Source organism: Ruegeria sp. N10, assembly GCF_056531545.1.
In genome coordinates this window covers 131,050-143,425 of sequence record NZ_JBQFLY010000009.1, presented here as the reverse complement: position 1 = coordinate 143,425, position 12,376 = coordinate 131,050, and the positions used below count along the sequence as shown (strand labels likewise).

General features: G+C 56.1%; 12 protein-coding genes. 8 read left to right on the top strand and 4 right to left on the bottom strand.

Annotation, left to right across the window (positions count from 1 at the left end; all coding sequences use genetic code 11):
• Nucleotides 1-34: 34 nt before the first annotated feature.
• From ACR0JI_RS13660 to ACR0JI_RS13630, 7 genes are read left to right on the top strand one after another with little or no spacing between them, the layout of a single operon-like run.
• A complete protein-coding gene (locus ACR0JI_RS13660) occupies nucleotides 35-889 on the top strand; it encodes an ABC transporter permease (RefSeq protein ID WP_480474654.1) in 855 nt (284 codons plus the stop codon).
• Nucleotides 889-1,671: an ABC transporter permease gene (locus ACR0JI_RS13655; RefSeq protein WP_480474656.1), complete on the top strand. Its 783-nt coding sequence runs from the start codon at nucleotides 889-891 to the stop codon at nucleotides 1,669-1,671. The genes ACR0JI_RS13660 and ACR0JI_RS13655 overlap by 1 nt, the downstream gene beginning before the upstream one ends.
• A gap of 44 nt (nucleotides 1,672-1,715) precedes the next feature.
• Nucleotides 1,716-2,729 (top strand): ABC transporter ATP-binding protein, encoded by a 1,014-nt coding sequence (locus tag ACR0JI_RS13650; protein ID WP_480474658.1) that lies wholly within the window; start codon nucleotides 1,716-1,718, stop codon nucleotides 2,727-2,729.
• Nucleotides 2,730-2,753: 24 nt separating this feature from the next.
• Nucleotides 2,754-4,040: a glycosyltransferase gene (locus ACR0JI_RS13645; protein WP_480494470.1), complete on the top strand. Its 1,287-nt coding sequence runs from the start codon at nucleotides 2,754-2,756 to the stop codon at nucleotides 4,038-4,040.
• A complete protein-coding gene (locus ACR0JI_RS13640; protein WP_480494471.1) occupies nucleotides 4,037-4,402 on the top strand; it encodes a cupin domain-containing protein in 366 nt (121 codons plus the stop codon). Before ACR0JI_RS13645 ends, ACR0JI_RS13640 begins: the two co-directional genes overlap by 4 nt.
• The gene (locus tag ACR0JI_RS13635; RefSeq protein WP_480474664.1) at nucleotides 4,399-4,743 is read left to right on the top strand and encodes a cupin domain-containing protein; all 345 of its coding nucleotides are present in this window, start codon (nucleotides 4,399-4,401) and stop codon (nucleotides 4,741-4,743) included. Before ACR0JI_RS13640 ends, ACR0JI_RS13635 begins: the two co-directional genes overlap by 4 nt.
• A gap of 34 nt (nucleotides 4,744-4,777) precedes the next feature.
• Complete coding sequence (locus tag ACR0JI_RS13630; RefSeq protein WP_480494473.1) at nucleotides 4,778-6,295, top strand: aldehyde dehydrogenase family protein; 1,518 nt, start codon at nucleotides 4,778-4,780, stop codon at nucleotides 6,293-6,295.
• A gap of 409 nt (nucleotides 6,296-6,704) precedes the next feature.
• On the opposite strand, the gene ACR0JI_RS13625 is transcribed toward ACR0JI_RS13630, so the two are convergent.
• Nucleotides 6,705-7,538 (bottom strand): LysR family transcriptional regulator, encoded by an 834-nt coding sequence (locus tag ACR0JI_RS13625; protein WP_480879862.1) that lies wholly within the window; start codon nucleotides 7,536-7,538, stop codon nucleotides 6,705-6,707.
• Nucleotides 7,539-7,679: 141 nt separating this feature from the next.
• Here ACR0JI_RS13625 and ACR0JI_RS13620 point away from each other — a divergent pair, with 141 nt between their 5' ends.
• Complete coding sequence (locus ACR0JI_RS13620) at nucleotides 7,680-8,987, top strand: aminotransferase class I/II-fold pyridoxal phosphate-dependent enzyme (RefSeq protein ID WP_480494475.1); 1,308 nt, start codon at nucleotides 7,680-7,682, stop codon at nucleotides 8,985-8,987.
• A gap of 41 nt (nucleotides 8,988-9,028) precedes the next feature.
• On the opposite strand, the gene ACR0JI_RS13615 is transcribed toward ACR0JI_RS13620, so the two are convergent.
• From ACR0JI_RS13615 to ACR0JI_RS13605, 3 genes are read right to left on the bottom strand one after another with little or no spacing between them, the layout of a single operon-like run.
• Entirely contained in the window at nucleotides 9,029-10,048 is a 1,020-nt protein-coding gene (locus ACR0JI_RS13615; RefSeq protein WP_480494477.1) for an Ldh family oxidoreductase, read from the bottom strand.
• A gap of 11 nt (nucleotides 10,049-10,059) precedes the next feature.
• Nucleotides 10,060-10,689 carry a DUF3726 domain-containing protein gene (locus ACR0JI_RS13610; protein WP_480474671.1) on the bottom strand — a complete coding sequence of 210 codons (630 nt, stop codon included), beginning with the start codon at nucleotides 10,687-10,689 and terminating at the stop codon, nucleotides 10,060-10,062.
• A complete protein-coding gene (locus tag ACR0JI_RS13605) occupies nucleotides 10,686-12,374 on the bottom strand; it encodes a hypothetical protein (protein ID WP_480474673.1) in 1,689 nt (562 codons plus the stop codon). The genes ACR0JI_RS13610 and ACR0JI_RS13605 overlap by 4 nt, the downstream gene beginning before the upstream one ends.
• Nucleotides 12,375-12,376: the final 2 nt, after the last annotated feature.

Here is a 12,376-nt window from a genome sequence, read left to right as displayed (position 1 = left end):
CCGATACGATATCACTCCACAGATTGCCAAGTATATGACCAATCGACTGAAATCGGTGATCTTGCTGGGGCCGGGCCTGGGTTGGCTTGCGCTTCTTATGGTGGTGCCGTGTGGTCTTATTTTTACCTATGCGTTCTTTGAACGCGGTATCTATGGCGGCATCGACTACGTCTTTACGTTTGAAAATTTTGTGCGGGCCGCCGACCCACTATACCTCGGAATCTTCCTGCGCTCGGCCAAGATTGCATTTCTGGCCACCATAATCGCGATCCTTATCGCCTATCCGGCGGCCTATGCCATCACGCTGGCACCGCGCCGTTGGCAGATCGGTTTGCTGATCTTGGTGATCCTGCCGTTCTGGTCCAACTACCTAATCCGCACTTACGCCTGGATCGTGATGCTGAACCGCGAGGGCTTGATCAATAATACTCTCCAGAGGGCAGGCTTGATCGATGAGCCGCTGTCTCTGCTTTATAACAATTTCGCGGTGATCGTTGGACTTGTCTACAACTACACACCCTTTGTGGTTCTGGCGATCTATTCATCGCTGAACCGCATAAATGTCGAAACCATAGAAGCCTCGGAAGATCTTGGAGCGCCCGCTTGGATCACTTTCTACCGGGTGATACTGCCACAGACCGTTCCCGGCATCGCGGCAGGTGGTGTTTTTGTTTTTGTGCTGTCGATCGGCAATTTCATAACGCCCGATTTGCTTGGTGGCGGGCGACTTCAGATGGTTGGAAACCTGATCTATGACCAGTTCCTGAGCGCCCGCGACTGGCCGTTCGGAGCAACGCTGTCGATGTTCCTGATTGCGATTATGATGGGGCTTTTGTTCGCACAGGCGGTATTGGCCAATCGTGCAGCGGGACAGAGAGGGCAGGACTGATGCGGGGCCGATCCAACATGGGCCTGAAGCTGCACCTGGTATTGTTTTATACCTTTCTCTATGTGCCGATCCTTGTGCTCATGGCGCTAAGCTTTAACCGGGCCGGACTTCCAACTGTATGGACCGGGTTTTCGTTGGAATGGTACGGCAAGTTGTTTGCCGCGGATCCAATACTGTCGGCGGCGCGCAACACGCTAATCGTGGCCTTAATCTCGACCGTTCTGGCGACAACAATCGGCACGCTTTTGGCGGTCGGTGTCGAGACACGGCGTAATTCTTCGGTTCTAGACGCGGTTCTGTTCGCGCCGATGATCATCCCGGACATAGTTTTGGCCATCGCGCTGTTGTCCTTTTTCACTCTGCTCAACATGACGCTCGGGCTTCATTCGATCATTCTGAGCCATGTCGTGTTCAACATTGCGTTCGTTGTCGCCGTGGTGCGAACGCGGATGCGCAATTTCGACCATTCGATACTTGAGGCCAGTGCCGACCTTGGGGCCAGCGAATTCACCACCTTTCGTCGCATTCTGCTGCCCGCCATCGCGCCGGGGGTTATCGCCGGGGCGCTGTTGTCTTTCACCCTGTCTGTGGACGAATTCATTATTGCCTTTTTCACCGCCGGTGCCGGGCAATCCTCGACCACATTGCCGATGCAGATTTACGCAATGATCCGCTTTGGCGTAACGCCGGAAATCAATGCGATGGCTACCATCGTCATGTTTGTATCGTTCACGCTGGTCTTCTTCGCGCAGCGTGCCGACAAAGAGGTTTTCAGCCGATGAGCCAAGCGATTCAACTCAGGAATATAACCAAGAGATACGGTTTGGTGACTGCGATTGACAACGTTTCGCTGGATATTCGCGACAACGAATTTTTTGCACTTCTGGGCCCATCGGGTTGCGGCAAGACCACACTGCTGCGGACGCTGGCCGGGTTCGAAACACCACAGGAAGGACAGGTAATCGTTGCCGGGCAGGATGTGACAAATATACGCCCCAGCAGGCGGCCCCTGAACCTGATGTTCCAGTCCTATGCCTTGTTTCCGCACATGAGCGTCGAAAAAAACATCGCCTATGGGTTAGAAATGGAGAAATTGCCCAAGGACGAAATTGCAACGCGAGTGGCCGAGGTTCTCGAAAGTGCGAAACTTTCGGGCTTCGCCGGGCGCAAGCCGGATCAGCTTTCCGGTGGGCAGCGACAGCGGGTTGCTTTGGCGCGCGCGTTGATCAAAAGGCCAAAGGTCCTGTTGCTGGATGAGCCCCTTTCAGCTCTGGACAAGAAACTGCGAGAAGAGATGCAGCTGGAGCTCAAACGGTTGCAGCACGAGGTAGGGATTACATTTCTGATTGTGACCCATGACCAGGAAGAGGCCCTGGTTATGGCCGACCGGATCGCGGTCTTGCATGACGGTAAGCTGGCGCAGGTCGGTACTCCTCACGAGCTCTACGAACAACCCGGATCGCGCTTTGTTGCAGATTTTATCGGCGTGATGAACTTTCTGGATGGAAACGCCGTCGACGGCGGTGTCGATGTCGACGGGGTGGGAATGCTGAGGGGTGTTTCCGAGCTGCGCGGTGCTGCCACAATTGCTGTGCGCCCGGAACGGGTAAGCCTGATGCAGACCGCCCCTCAAGATGAACGCAACTGCCTTCCCGGCATTGTCGAAGAAGTCGCCTATCACGGGTCAGACCTGGGTGTGCATGTACGCGTTCGCGGCGGGAGGAGCATCCTTTCCGCCCGTGTGCCCGCTAGCCAAGCCGACCGTGAAAGTATCCAGCCGGGTAAGGATGTCCACTGCGTATGGGACGCCAAACATTCCCGCATCCTGCCCAACTGCTAAGCCAAATCTAACCGGAGACCTACAATGTCACAGAAAACCATCGCCTTCTTCCCCGAAGCTGCCTTTGGCCCTGCGCTGAATTCGGTTGGCATCGCGCAGGCCTGCGAGAAACTGGGCCATAAGGCCGTATTTCTAAGCGATCCCGGCTTTGTCGAGGTATATGAAGGTTATGGGTTTGAGGCGCATCCTGTTGCCCTGTCCGAGCCGATGGAACCCGAGGTGATGGCAAAGTTCTGGGAAGATTTCATCAACGGTCACATCCCAAATTTTCGCAAAAGCCCGATTGACCAGATCGATAACTACGTAAAGGATTGCTGGGAGGCGATCGTCGACAGCGCAAAATGGGCGCAAAAAGATCTGCCCGAGGTACTGGCAAAAATCAAACCAGATATGATCTGCGTGGATAATGTCATTATGTTCCCAGCCATCAAGCAGTTCGGCGTACCGTGGGTGCGGATCATCTCATGTTCCGAAAACGAAATCCCAGACCCGATTGTGCCGCCGCACTTATCGGGCTGCCGGGTGGATGACCGCGAGGGCATGGAGGCCTATGAGGCAAAGTTCCACGAGGTGATCAAGCCGATCCACGACGACTACAATGCGTTCCTGGCCAGATGCAACGAAGACGCCTATCCGATCGGAGAGTTTTTCGAAGCGTCGCCCACAATGAACCTTCTGCTTTATCCCGAGCCGGCAAAGTACGAACGGCAGAACCCACTGGACCCGAACAGGTTCCAGTATCTCGAAGGTTGCGTACGCGAAGAAGAACCCTTTGAGGTGCCAACGTTTAAGTCCAACAATGACAAACCACTTCTCTATATATCTTTCGGGTCGCTTGGTGCAGGTGACACCGACCTGCTAAAGAGGATCATTTCGACCATTTCCAAGTTGCCCTACCGGGCGCTCGTAAATGTCGGGGATTACATGGACGAATACACAGACATTCCCGACAACGTGCACATACAGAGCTGGTATCCCCAGCCTTCGGTAATTCCGCAGGTTGACGCGGTGATACATCATGGCGGTAACAACTCGTTCACCGAGTGCCTGTATTTCGGCAAAGCAGCAATCATCATGCCCTATGTCTGGGACGGCCACGATAACGCCACTCGTGTTCAGGAAACAGGCCACGGGTTCGGGTTTCACCGATACGACTGGACCGATGATGAATTGGCTTTTGCCCTCGACAAATGTATCAACGATCCAGGAATGCAGGCGAAGATGGCGGCAACCTCTGCTCACATGCAGTCACGGCATGGCCCGACCAAGGCAGCTGGCATTCTCGACGACATCCTGAAAGCCGCGGAATGAGCAGCGCCCCGCATCTTTCCGAAATCTCGACCCGCACCGACCTTACGGACTGGGGGTTACAGCCGGACATGATTGAAGGCCAGTCGCATTCATCGGGCTTGCTGGTTCACAAAGGCCCGGACAATCGGCCGGAGATCGGCGCATGGGTCTGTACTCCAGGCCGTTGGCGCCTAACGATCCCGCGTGACGAGTTTTGCTATTTTGTGCAGGGCCGCGCGGTGTATCAGTCGGATGCAGGCGAAAGCATCGAAGTTACGCCCGGAACGGCCGTACTATTCCCCGCCGGTTGGGTAGGGGAATGCACGGTCGTGGAAGCATTGCGCAACACTTACTACCTAACGGATCGCGAACCTGAATCATGACCACGCCAAGTATGCAAAACCCGCTCCAGCAGACTGACCTTGTCGATTGGGGGGTAATCCCGACGATGATTGAAGGGCAATCCCGCACGTCGGGAAAGCTGATCCACAAGGGGCCTGACGGCCGGTCCGAATGCGGCCTTTGGGTCTGCACTCCCGGTAAGTGGGAATGTCACGTCACCAAGGACGAGTTCTGCCACTTTCTGGAAGGCCGCTGTACCTATGTCCATGAAAACGGAGAGGTAATTGAGATTACGCCCGATACGGCGGCCTTTTTTCCGCAGGACTGGAAAGGCGTATGCACTGTCCACGAGACGGTCAAGAAAGTGTACATGATCCGCTAACGGCGCAATGCCTGTTAAACAAGGGGGCTGCCCAATGCGTGACCCGTTCAAATCCAGCTACTACCTAAACCCTCGGCATGTCCTATTGGAGGGTAGTGGGACCACGCTGGTCAACCCGTCTACCTTGCAGCCCGTCGGGGTTTTTGGTGAACCGTCGCCGCAGATCGTGGACCAGGTTCTGGATCGGGTCAATGCGGCGCAAAGGAAATGGTCTGCAACGGACTGCAAGTCTCGCGCGCGGGTATTGCATCAGATCGCCAACGAGATCGAAAGCGGCGACATGACTGAGGTCGCCCGTTTGATGACATTGGAAACGGGCAAACCTTACCCTGAATCGATCGGCGAGATTGCGAATATCCCGCCGGTTTTCCGGTACTATGCCGAGATGGCGCGCAATGACGCGGGCAAGATCGCGGGCACCATGCAAACTGGATCTTTTCAGTATCAGACATACGAGCCCTACGGCGTGTCCGTGCATGTGGTTCCATATAATTTCCCCCTCATTCTTGGCTGCTGGTCGATGGCCGCATCACTTGCGGCAGGTAACGGTGTTGTGTTGAAAGCCTCACCCGCAGGAACTTTGTGCACGATGGCGTTCATGGAGTTTTTTCAGGCGCTGCCACAAGATCTTATTGCTTGCGTGCCGGGCGGGGCAGACGTGGGTAAACAGTTGATTGCCAGCCCCAAAACCCATGTGGTCGCCTTTACAGGGTCCGTGCCGACAGGTCGTGCAGTCGCGGTGGCCGCAGCAGAGAGTCTAAAACCGGCAATTATCGAGGCTGGCGGGAGCGATCCACTTATCGTCAGTAAACACGCCGACATCGCGGTCGCTGCTGCCGGAGCAGTGACTGCTGCCTTTTTGCAGTCGGGTCAGGTTTGCACATCGTCTGAACGGGTTTTTGTGGTCGATGATGTATATGACGATTTTGTCGACGAGTTCGTGGCCAGAACCCGGAAACTGCGCATCGGCGACGGCATGGGGGTGGCGGAAATTGGACCTCTGGCCTCCAAGGAAGCGCGAGATAAGGTCGTGCGGCTGGTGCGCGATGCAATGGAGAAAGGCGCGGTGGTTGAAGTAGGAGGCTGTATCCCGGATGATGCAGGGCCAGGTTGGTTTTTCGAACCAACGATCCTGACCGGCGTGACGGCGGACATGTTGCTAACTCAGGAAGAGGTCTTTGGGCCGGTCGCTTCGGTCATTCGGGTTAGCGACTTTGACCAAGCACTTGAACTGGCAAACGCGTCGCAGTTCGGCCTTGGCGGATGCCTGTTTACCAGCGACTTGGAGGAGGCATTTCAGGGGGTGAATGAACTACAGGTGGGGATGGTTTGGGTCAACAACCCGCTGGTGGACAACGATGCCTTGCCTTTTGGCGGCATCAAGAATTCCGGACTTGGACGCACGCTAGGCCTTCAGGGGCTCGAGGCATTCAGGCGATCCAAGATGGTCGTGATCGACCCGAAGGCGAAAGAGGCGGACTGGTGGTATCCATATCCCGATGACTGGTTCTATTCAGATGACGTACAAGGCGGGAGAAAGCACACCGGTTAGGGTGATCGGTGCGACGTGATCGACTCTACAAAGGATGATGAGCTAACGGCAGGATAGTCGCGCCAACCGGAACTACAAAGTCTATTTTAGAATGTCCGGTTCGGGCAGTCCGCGGCCCTCCGGCACAAGCGGGCCAATGGCTGGAAAATCCGCAAGACATCTTCAGCGCTTTTCTACTGTGGGTCTTCCATCCGTCCCAATAAGGTCATCTATCTAAACAACCGGGAATGTGTACAGTTGGTCCGTTAGATTAATAGTTCCTCTGACGTTCGACATAGGCCAAATCCGGCTCCCGCAACCAGGTCGAATAATCTCTACACAGGCAGTTCAGACTACAATTGATCCACTCGATCAATTGCTTAACGTCCTCATCTCGTCAGCCTCATAAACCGAAAGTCAATGGCTTCGGTCAACTGGACAACCAGGCGACAATCTGGTCCGTTTCCAGTCTCCTGCGCGTGCGTTGTGGCAATTGAATCACCAGTCCTCGGTTGGTTTGAAACGACTTGGTATGCGCAACGATCAGCTCGCCCGTGGCCAGGGCGTCTTCGATCAGGCACAGGTGTCCCATCAGTATTCCTGCGCCCGCCTTGGCTTCCTCTACGGCCAGACTGTAGAGGGAGAATTGAGCACCACCTTTGGCATTATGCAGGTCATAGCCAGAGTGCTGGGCCCATTTGGTCCAATCTTCACTCCACACCAGATCGTGCAGCAACGGTAAATCCCGAAAACCGTTTGCGCGGCATATTTGGTCCTTAAGCGTCGGGGCACAAACCGGCACGATCTCGTCCGGGCAAACAATCACCTGATTTGCCGTGTCGTTCGGTGGAGCGAAGAAGATTGACAGGTCGAACAGTTCGCGCCCAAGGCTCGGCGGCGCTTCCAGCGCTGTGACGGAAAAACTGATGTCGGGAAAATGAGATCGGATCTGGCGTAGCCTTTTGGGGAGCCAGAGTTGAGCAATGGCCGGCAAGGCAGCGATATGAAAATCTGCATTGGGTTTAAGGTTGCGCAGCGCCTGGGTCGCGTCGGCCAATTGGTCAAAAGCCCGAGTAAATCCAGCAACCAGCGATTGCCCCTCGGGCGTGAGTTCTACGCCTTGTGCGTTGCGTCGGAAAAGGGGTGCACCGGCCCAGCCTTCCAGCGTTTTGATGTGTTGCGAGATGGCGCCCGGTGTGACGTTCAACTCTTCGGCCGCGGCGACAAAGCTGATGTGGCGCGCCGCCGCCTCGAAAGCGCGCATTGCGTTCAGTGGGGGCCCTTTGGGGCGCTTTGGGGAAACGCTCATCATCATAGCCTTAGTTTTTCTACGCCAAGAAATAACAATTCTGCTTTGCGAAGTCACGCAGCAGCGGCCACAGTGGAAGAAAAAGGAGGATGTCAGATGACACTTGCACATAGAGACTGGGTGCCCGCCGCAAGCGAAACGCTGGTTCACAGTATCTCAACAAAGACAGCATCAGCATCGTCCGGCGACCTACTGGGCCGGATCGCGCATCTGGCAGAGAAAAACCGCCGCATTCACGAGAAAGAGTGTTTCAACCTCAACCCCGCGACAAATGTCATGAACCCCAAGGCCGAGGCGCTTTTGTCGTCGGGTATCGGATCCCGGCCATCGCTGGGCTATCCCGGTGACAAATATGAAATGGGGCTGGAAGCAATCGAAGAAATCGAAGTCATCGCGGCCGAGCTTTGCGCAGAGGTCTTTGATGCCCGGTTTGCAGAGGTTCGCGTGCCGTCGGGCGCAATTGCAAATCTTTATGGTTTCATGGCGACCTGTAAGCCAGGGGATACAATCATCGCTCCGCCTGCAACGATCGGCGGCCATGTGACCCATCATACTGCGGGCTGTGCAGGGCTGTTCGGGCTACGCACGATCGAGGCCCCGGTTAACACAAAAGGTTACACCGTCGATCTGGACCAGCTGCGCGATCTGGCGCGGGTTGAGCGCGCCAAGCTGATTACGATCGGTGGAAGTCTGAACCTTTTTGAACACCCTGTTGCCGAGGTGCGGGCCATTGCGGACGAAGTTGGCGCGAAAGTCATGTTCGATGCCGCGCATCAGTGCGGGATAATCGCGGGGCGTGCATGGTCGAACCCGTTGAATGAGGGCGCGCATTTCATGACCATGAGCACCTATAAAAGCCTTGGTGGACCAGCAGGTGGATTGATCGTGTCGAATGATGTCGACATCGCCAAAGCATTGGATGCCATTGCTTTTCCCGGGATGACGGCCAATTTCGATGCCGCCAAAACGGCCGCGCTTGCGGTTACGATGCTGGATTGGATAGATTTTGGCCAGGTGTACGCAAACGAGATGATTGCACTGTCAAAAGCACTTGCCGCCGCGTTGGATGCGCGGGGCGTTCGCGTTTATGCGGGTGCGGAAGGCTTCACCAATTCGCATCAATTCGCAGTTCTGGCAGATCCCTATGGCGGAGGGCAGGCCGCATCAAAGAAACTTCGCGAAAGCGGGTTCCTTGCGTGCGGCATCGGATTGCCTGTCAAGCCGGTTGAAGGGGACTTGAATGGGTTGCGGATCGGCACTCCTGAATTGGTTCGCTGGGGCATGACCTCTCAAGATGCCGAGCGCCTCGCCGATTTGATCAGGCGAGGTCTGGACGGCGAGCCTGTTGCTTTGGAAGTCTCTGCCTGGCGCAGTGAATTCGACACGCTGCATTTCGTGAACTAGGCGCAAGCGGCCACCACAATCGCCCGGTCTGGTGGCTGCTCTTAACTGTTTTCCTGAATAATCGCCTCAATTCTGGCCAATGTAGCAGAGTTGACGGCGACACCTTTTTGACCTGCCGCAAGGCGACATGCACGGCGCCCATCTCCGGGCAGGTGCGCGCCGTCCTGATTTCTGATCGACGCGACCAAGTCCGAAATTGCGTTTGAAAACAGTCCATTTGACGAAACCGCAGGGTCAATAGCGATGAAGAACTGCCCGGTTTTCGGTGGACCCCCGACCGTCCCCGAGAACGGAGAGGCATGCAGCCCAAGTGTAGACCCCGTCAAAGCTGCCGCCATGATTTCAGTCAGCAAAGCGATACCCACACCTTTGTATCCGCCGGATGGGGCCATGCTTCCTTTCAGACCGACATTCGGGTCTGTTGTCGGGTTTCCATCCGGGTCCAGCGCCCAGCCGACCGGAATGGCTTTGCCTTCTCTGGCGTGTTTCATCACTTCGCTTTTGGCGATGGTGCTGGCGCTCTGGTCGATCAGCAACGCGGGTAGTCCGTCTGTACCCGGTACCGCAACAGAGAACGGGTTGGTGCCGACAACGGGCTTCGATCCGCCCGAAGGTGCAATGGATGCAGGTGCATTGGTGAATCCAAGACCAACCAGACCCGCCTGTGCCAGTCGATACGTGTGATAACCCAACACACCGCAATTGTAGCTGTTGGTGATCGCAAGGGCCGCGATGCCCTGTTCGCGTGCCGCCGTGATCAATGCTTCGAAGCCCAGGTCAATGGCTGCATGTGCGAACCCGGTCGCAGCGTCTACACGGATAAGGCCGGGGCGCGGGGTTTCCAGCGTCGGTACTGCCTGACCGTCGACCTTCCCGCATTGTACATGTTCACAGTAAATCGGGATATAAGCCAGGCCGTGGCTGGCCACCCCATCCGCTTCGGTTGCCGCCGTGGCCACGGCCAGAGGGCGCGCGTTTTCTTCACTTGTGCCAGCGGCAACCAACGCGGTGAAGGACAGCTTTTCGATTTCGGCAAGCGACAAGGTTTGGGTCTCGGTCATCTGATGATCCTTCAGTCATTGTCCGACAGGCCGGAACCAGCGCCAAGCAGTCGGGATTCTTCGGTTGCAGGGGCATATGTACGGTGCGCCATGGAGTTGAGGATCCGCCACACCTCTGCATTTGGAGCGGCACGGCTTTGCAGAGGACGACTGTTTTGAATGTGGCCGCCCTCAGTTATCTCAACATGATCAGCGCGGTCTAAATTGCAGTCTGCGCAGCTTAAATGAACACCATCAGTTATCGCAGCATACCCGTCAAAGGTGACTTTTACTGTCGTTCCCAGTTTTTTGGCCCCCGCAGCGACAAAGGGCAGCAACAGCAGCGGTGCCGCGAGATTTGAAATCGAAATGGTGCCTTGGGACAGGACGGTCGGTGAATCCGATATCGCAGCTCCGGTCATCAGGGGGCACAGGTCTTGTTGGCCAACCCATACTCCGTTCTGAAGCACAGGAATGTGGCGTTCCAGACAGGGCGCATATTCACGTTTAAGCAGTTGGGCCAGAATGGCGGGCCCGTCGAACCCTTGGGCGCTTAGCCACCGGGTGGCTTTCGCAGCCTCTTCCGCCACGCCCCAGGCATATCCGGCGCCACGGGTTGCGCGTTTGGCTGTTGCTTCGACTTCGTTCAATGAAAAGGTCATTGCGCAACCTCCGGATAAACCCACAAATCTGCGTTCGCGGTATTTAGCTCATCGGGGTAGGGGGCGCCGGCATACATGCAGATGCGGACCCAGCGATCTGAACGAGGGTCGAAATGCGTTGCGCCAAAGAAGGATAGTTTTGCGCGCAACATATCGATGGGCATCACATTCGCGCCGATTGTGTTGTCATGGATCTCACCATATGGCGCGACACGGCTGATTTGTGCGCGGCGTAAGGTGTGGCGGTGCTCAGGGTGGCGCATAAGAAACTCTGCTATCGGCGCATCATCCGGCCACTCTTGCAAAGCCTTGAAAGCCAGTGCCGCATCACGCGCGGGCGCGAGCGGTTGTTCATAGTCTGCAATCGGTTCTTCAAACCGTTCACCCAGTCGGGGTTCCAGTTTCTCTTCGGAAACGTACCAGGCCCGCGCGCAGTTTTTCGGATCACTCCAATCAAGGTCCAGCGCCCAGTCAAAGCTTTGGCGGATCAAGTCGCGCACATCGGATACCCGCATCGCTCCATCAATCACCTGTGCAGCCGCATTTGTGTCCGCCATGCAGCTGGACAGCCCGTCCACGACATCTCCGTAAGGCTCAAGGATCAGCGAGGCCAGCAACTCCTGGCCTTCTTCGCTGAGCGCAGTTTCCGACCATCGGATCATTCGATCCCACGGATGGTCTTGTGTCAGGTCGTCCGTAGCCAGAAATGCGCTGATTGAATTCAGGTCGTCCTTTAGCGCAGCGAGTTTTTCAACCTGTATCGGGTGTTTAGATTGCCACCACGTGATTGACTGTTTGCTGCGCGCGAAAACGTCGCGAAAGACACGCGCGTCTTTTTCGGTTGCTGTCTCAATTGACCGCACGCGCGAGATGGCCTCTTCCCGCGCCATGATCCAGTTGTTGAACAGAACGGGATGGTTCACGATGAACGGCGCCATTCCCAGTCCTGTGGAATTTCCGATGCCCAGCCAGCGTGCGATTTCAGGATTAAGCGCAGAGGTCTGATCCCCGCCTTTGACCTGCGCCATGTATTGCACCAGATCGCGTACAAAAACTCGGGTCAGATAGACTGACAGCATTTCGATCTGGAAGGGACCACTGACCTCATTCCGGTCCGCCGTTTTCTCACGATCCGCAGCGCCGAATTTGCCCGACCCGTAAACAGCCGTGGTCCTCATCAGATAGCCGACCTGATAAATCTGTTCCAGGTCCGGTTGCTGGCCCGCAGCCAGACGATCCACCACATGAGCCCAGAGTCGCACGGAACGGTTGGCGCGTGACAGTGACAATTCGGTTTCGCTGACACGCCCTGCCTCTTGCAGCGGTACGTTCAGGGACAGGCGATCAATGTCTTCTGGCGTGGGGATGCCATCGAACAGCGCAAAGGTGGCGTCCCACGCTTCGGCAATAACCCGGTCTGACCGTTGATCGGCAGGCAGGTCATGGGCAAAGGCGACCAGCGAATAGGCGCGATCGGGGCCTTGCGCGGTATAGACCGCATGCCCGACACCTTTGTCGTCAATTTCAAATGCAGGGCGCGAAAATCTCCAGTTTTCATCGGCCATGCGGCGTGTCAGTTGCCGCATAAAGCTGAGCCGACATTGGTGTAGTGATCCCAGTCGTGACAGTCGCATGACCATAGCGGGGTCACGTCTGGCGATCTCTGTCTGCGCGTGTGGTTCCATTT

Bases quoted from the DNA above. Each gene is read 5' to 3' on its own strand.
- ACR0JI_RS13635 (WP_480474664.1), top strand. From the start codon at position 4,399: ATGACCACGCCAAGTATGCAAAACCCGCTCCAGCAGACTGACCTTGTC.
- ACR0JI_RS13645 (WP_480494470.1), top strand. From the start codon at position 2,754: ATGTCACAGAAAACCATCGCCTTCTTCCCCGAAGCTGCCTTTGGCCCT.
- ACR0JI_RS13625 (WP_480879862.1), bottom strand. From the start codon at position 7,538: ATGCGCGCTTTCGAGGCGGCGGCGCGCCACATCAGCTTTGTCGCCGCG.
- ACR0JI_RS13630 (WP_480494473.1), top strand. From the start codon at position 4,778: ATGCGTGACCCGTTCAAATCCAGCTACTACCTAAACCCTCGGCATGTC.
- ACR0JI_RS13655 (WP_480474656.1), top strand. From the start codon at position 889: ATGCGGGGCCGATCCAACATGGGCCTGAAGCTGCACCTGGTATTGTTT.
- ACR0JI_RS13615 (WP_480494477.1), bottom strand. From the start codon at position 10,048: ATGACCGAGACCCAAACCTTGTCGCTTGCCGAAATCGAAAAGCTGTCC.
- ACR0JI_RS13660 (WP_480474654.1), top strand. From the start codon at position 35: ATGACCAATCGACTGAAATCGGTGATCTTGCTGGGGCCGGGCCTGGGT.
- ACR0JI_RS13640 (WP_480494471.1), top strand. From the start codon at position 4,037: ATGAGCAGCGCCCCGCATCTTTCCGAAATCTCGACCCGCACCGACCTT.
- ACR0JI_RS13620 (WP_480494475.1), top strand. From the start codon at position 7,680: ATGACACTTGCACATAGAGACTGGGTGCCCGCCGCAAGCGAAACGCTG.
- ACR0JI_RS13605 (WP_480474673.1), bottom strand. From the start codon at position 12,374: ATGGAACCACACGCGCAGACAGAGATCGCCAGACGTGACCCCGCTATG.
- ACR0JI_RS13610 (WP_480474671.1), bottom strand. From the start codon at position 10,689: ATGACCTTTTCATTGAACGAAGTCGAAGCAACAGCCAAACGCGCAACC.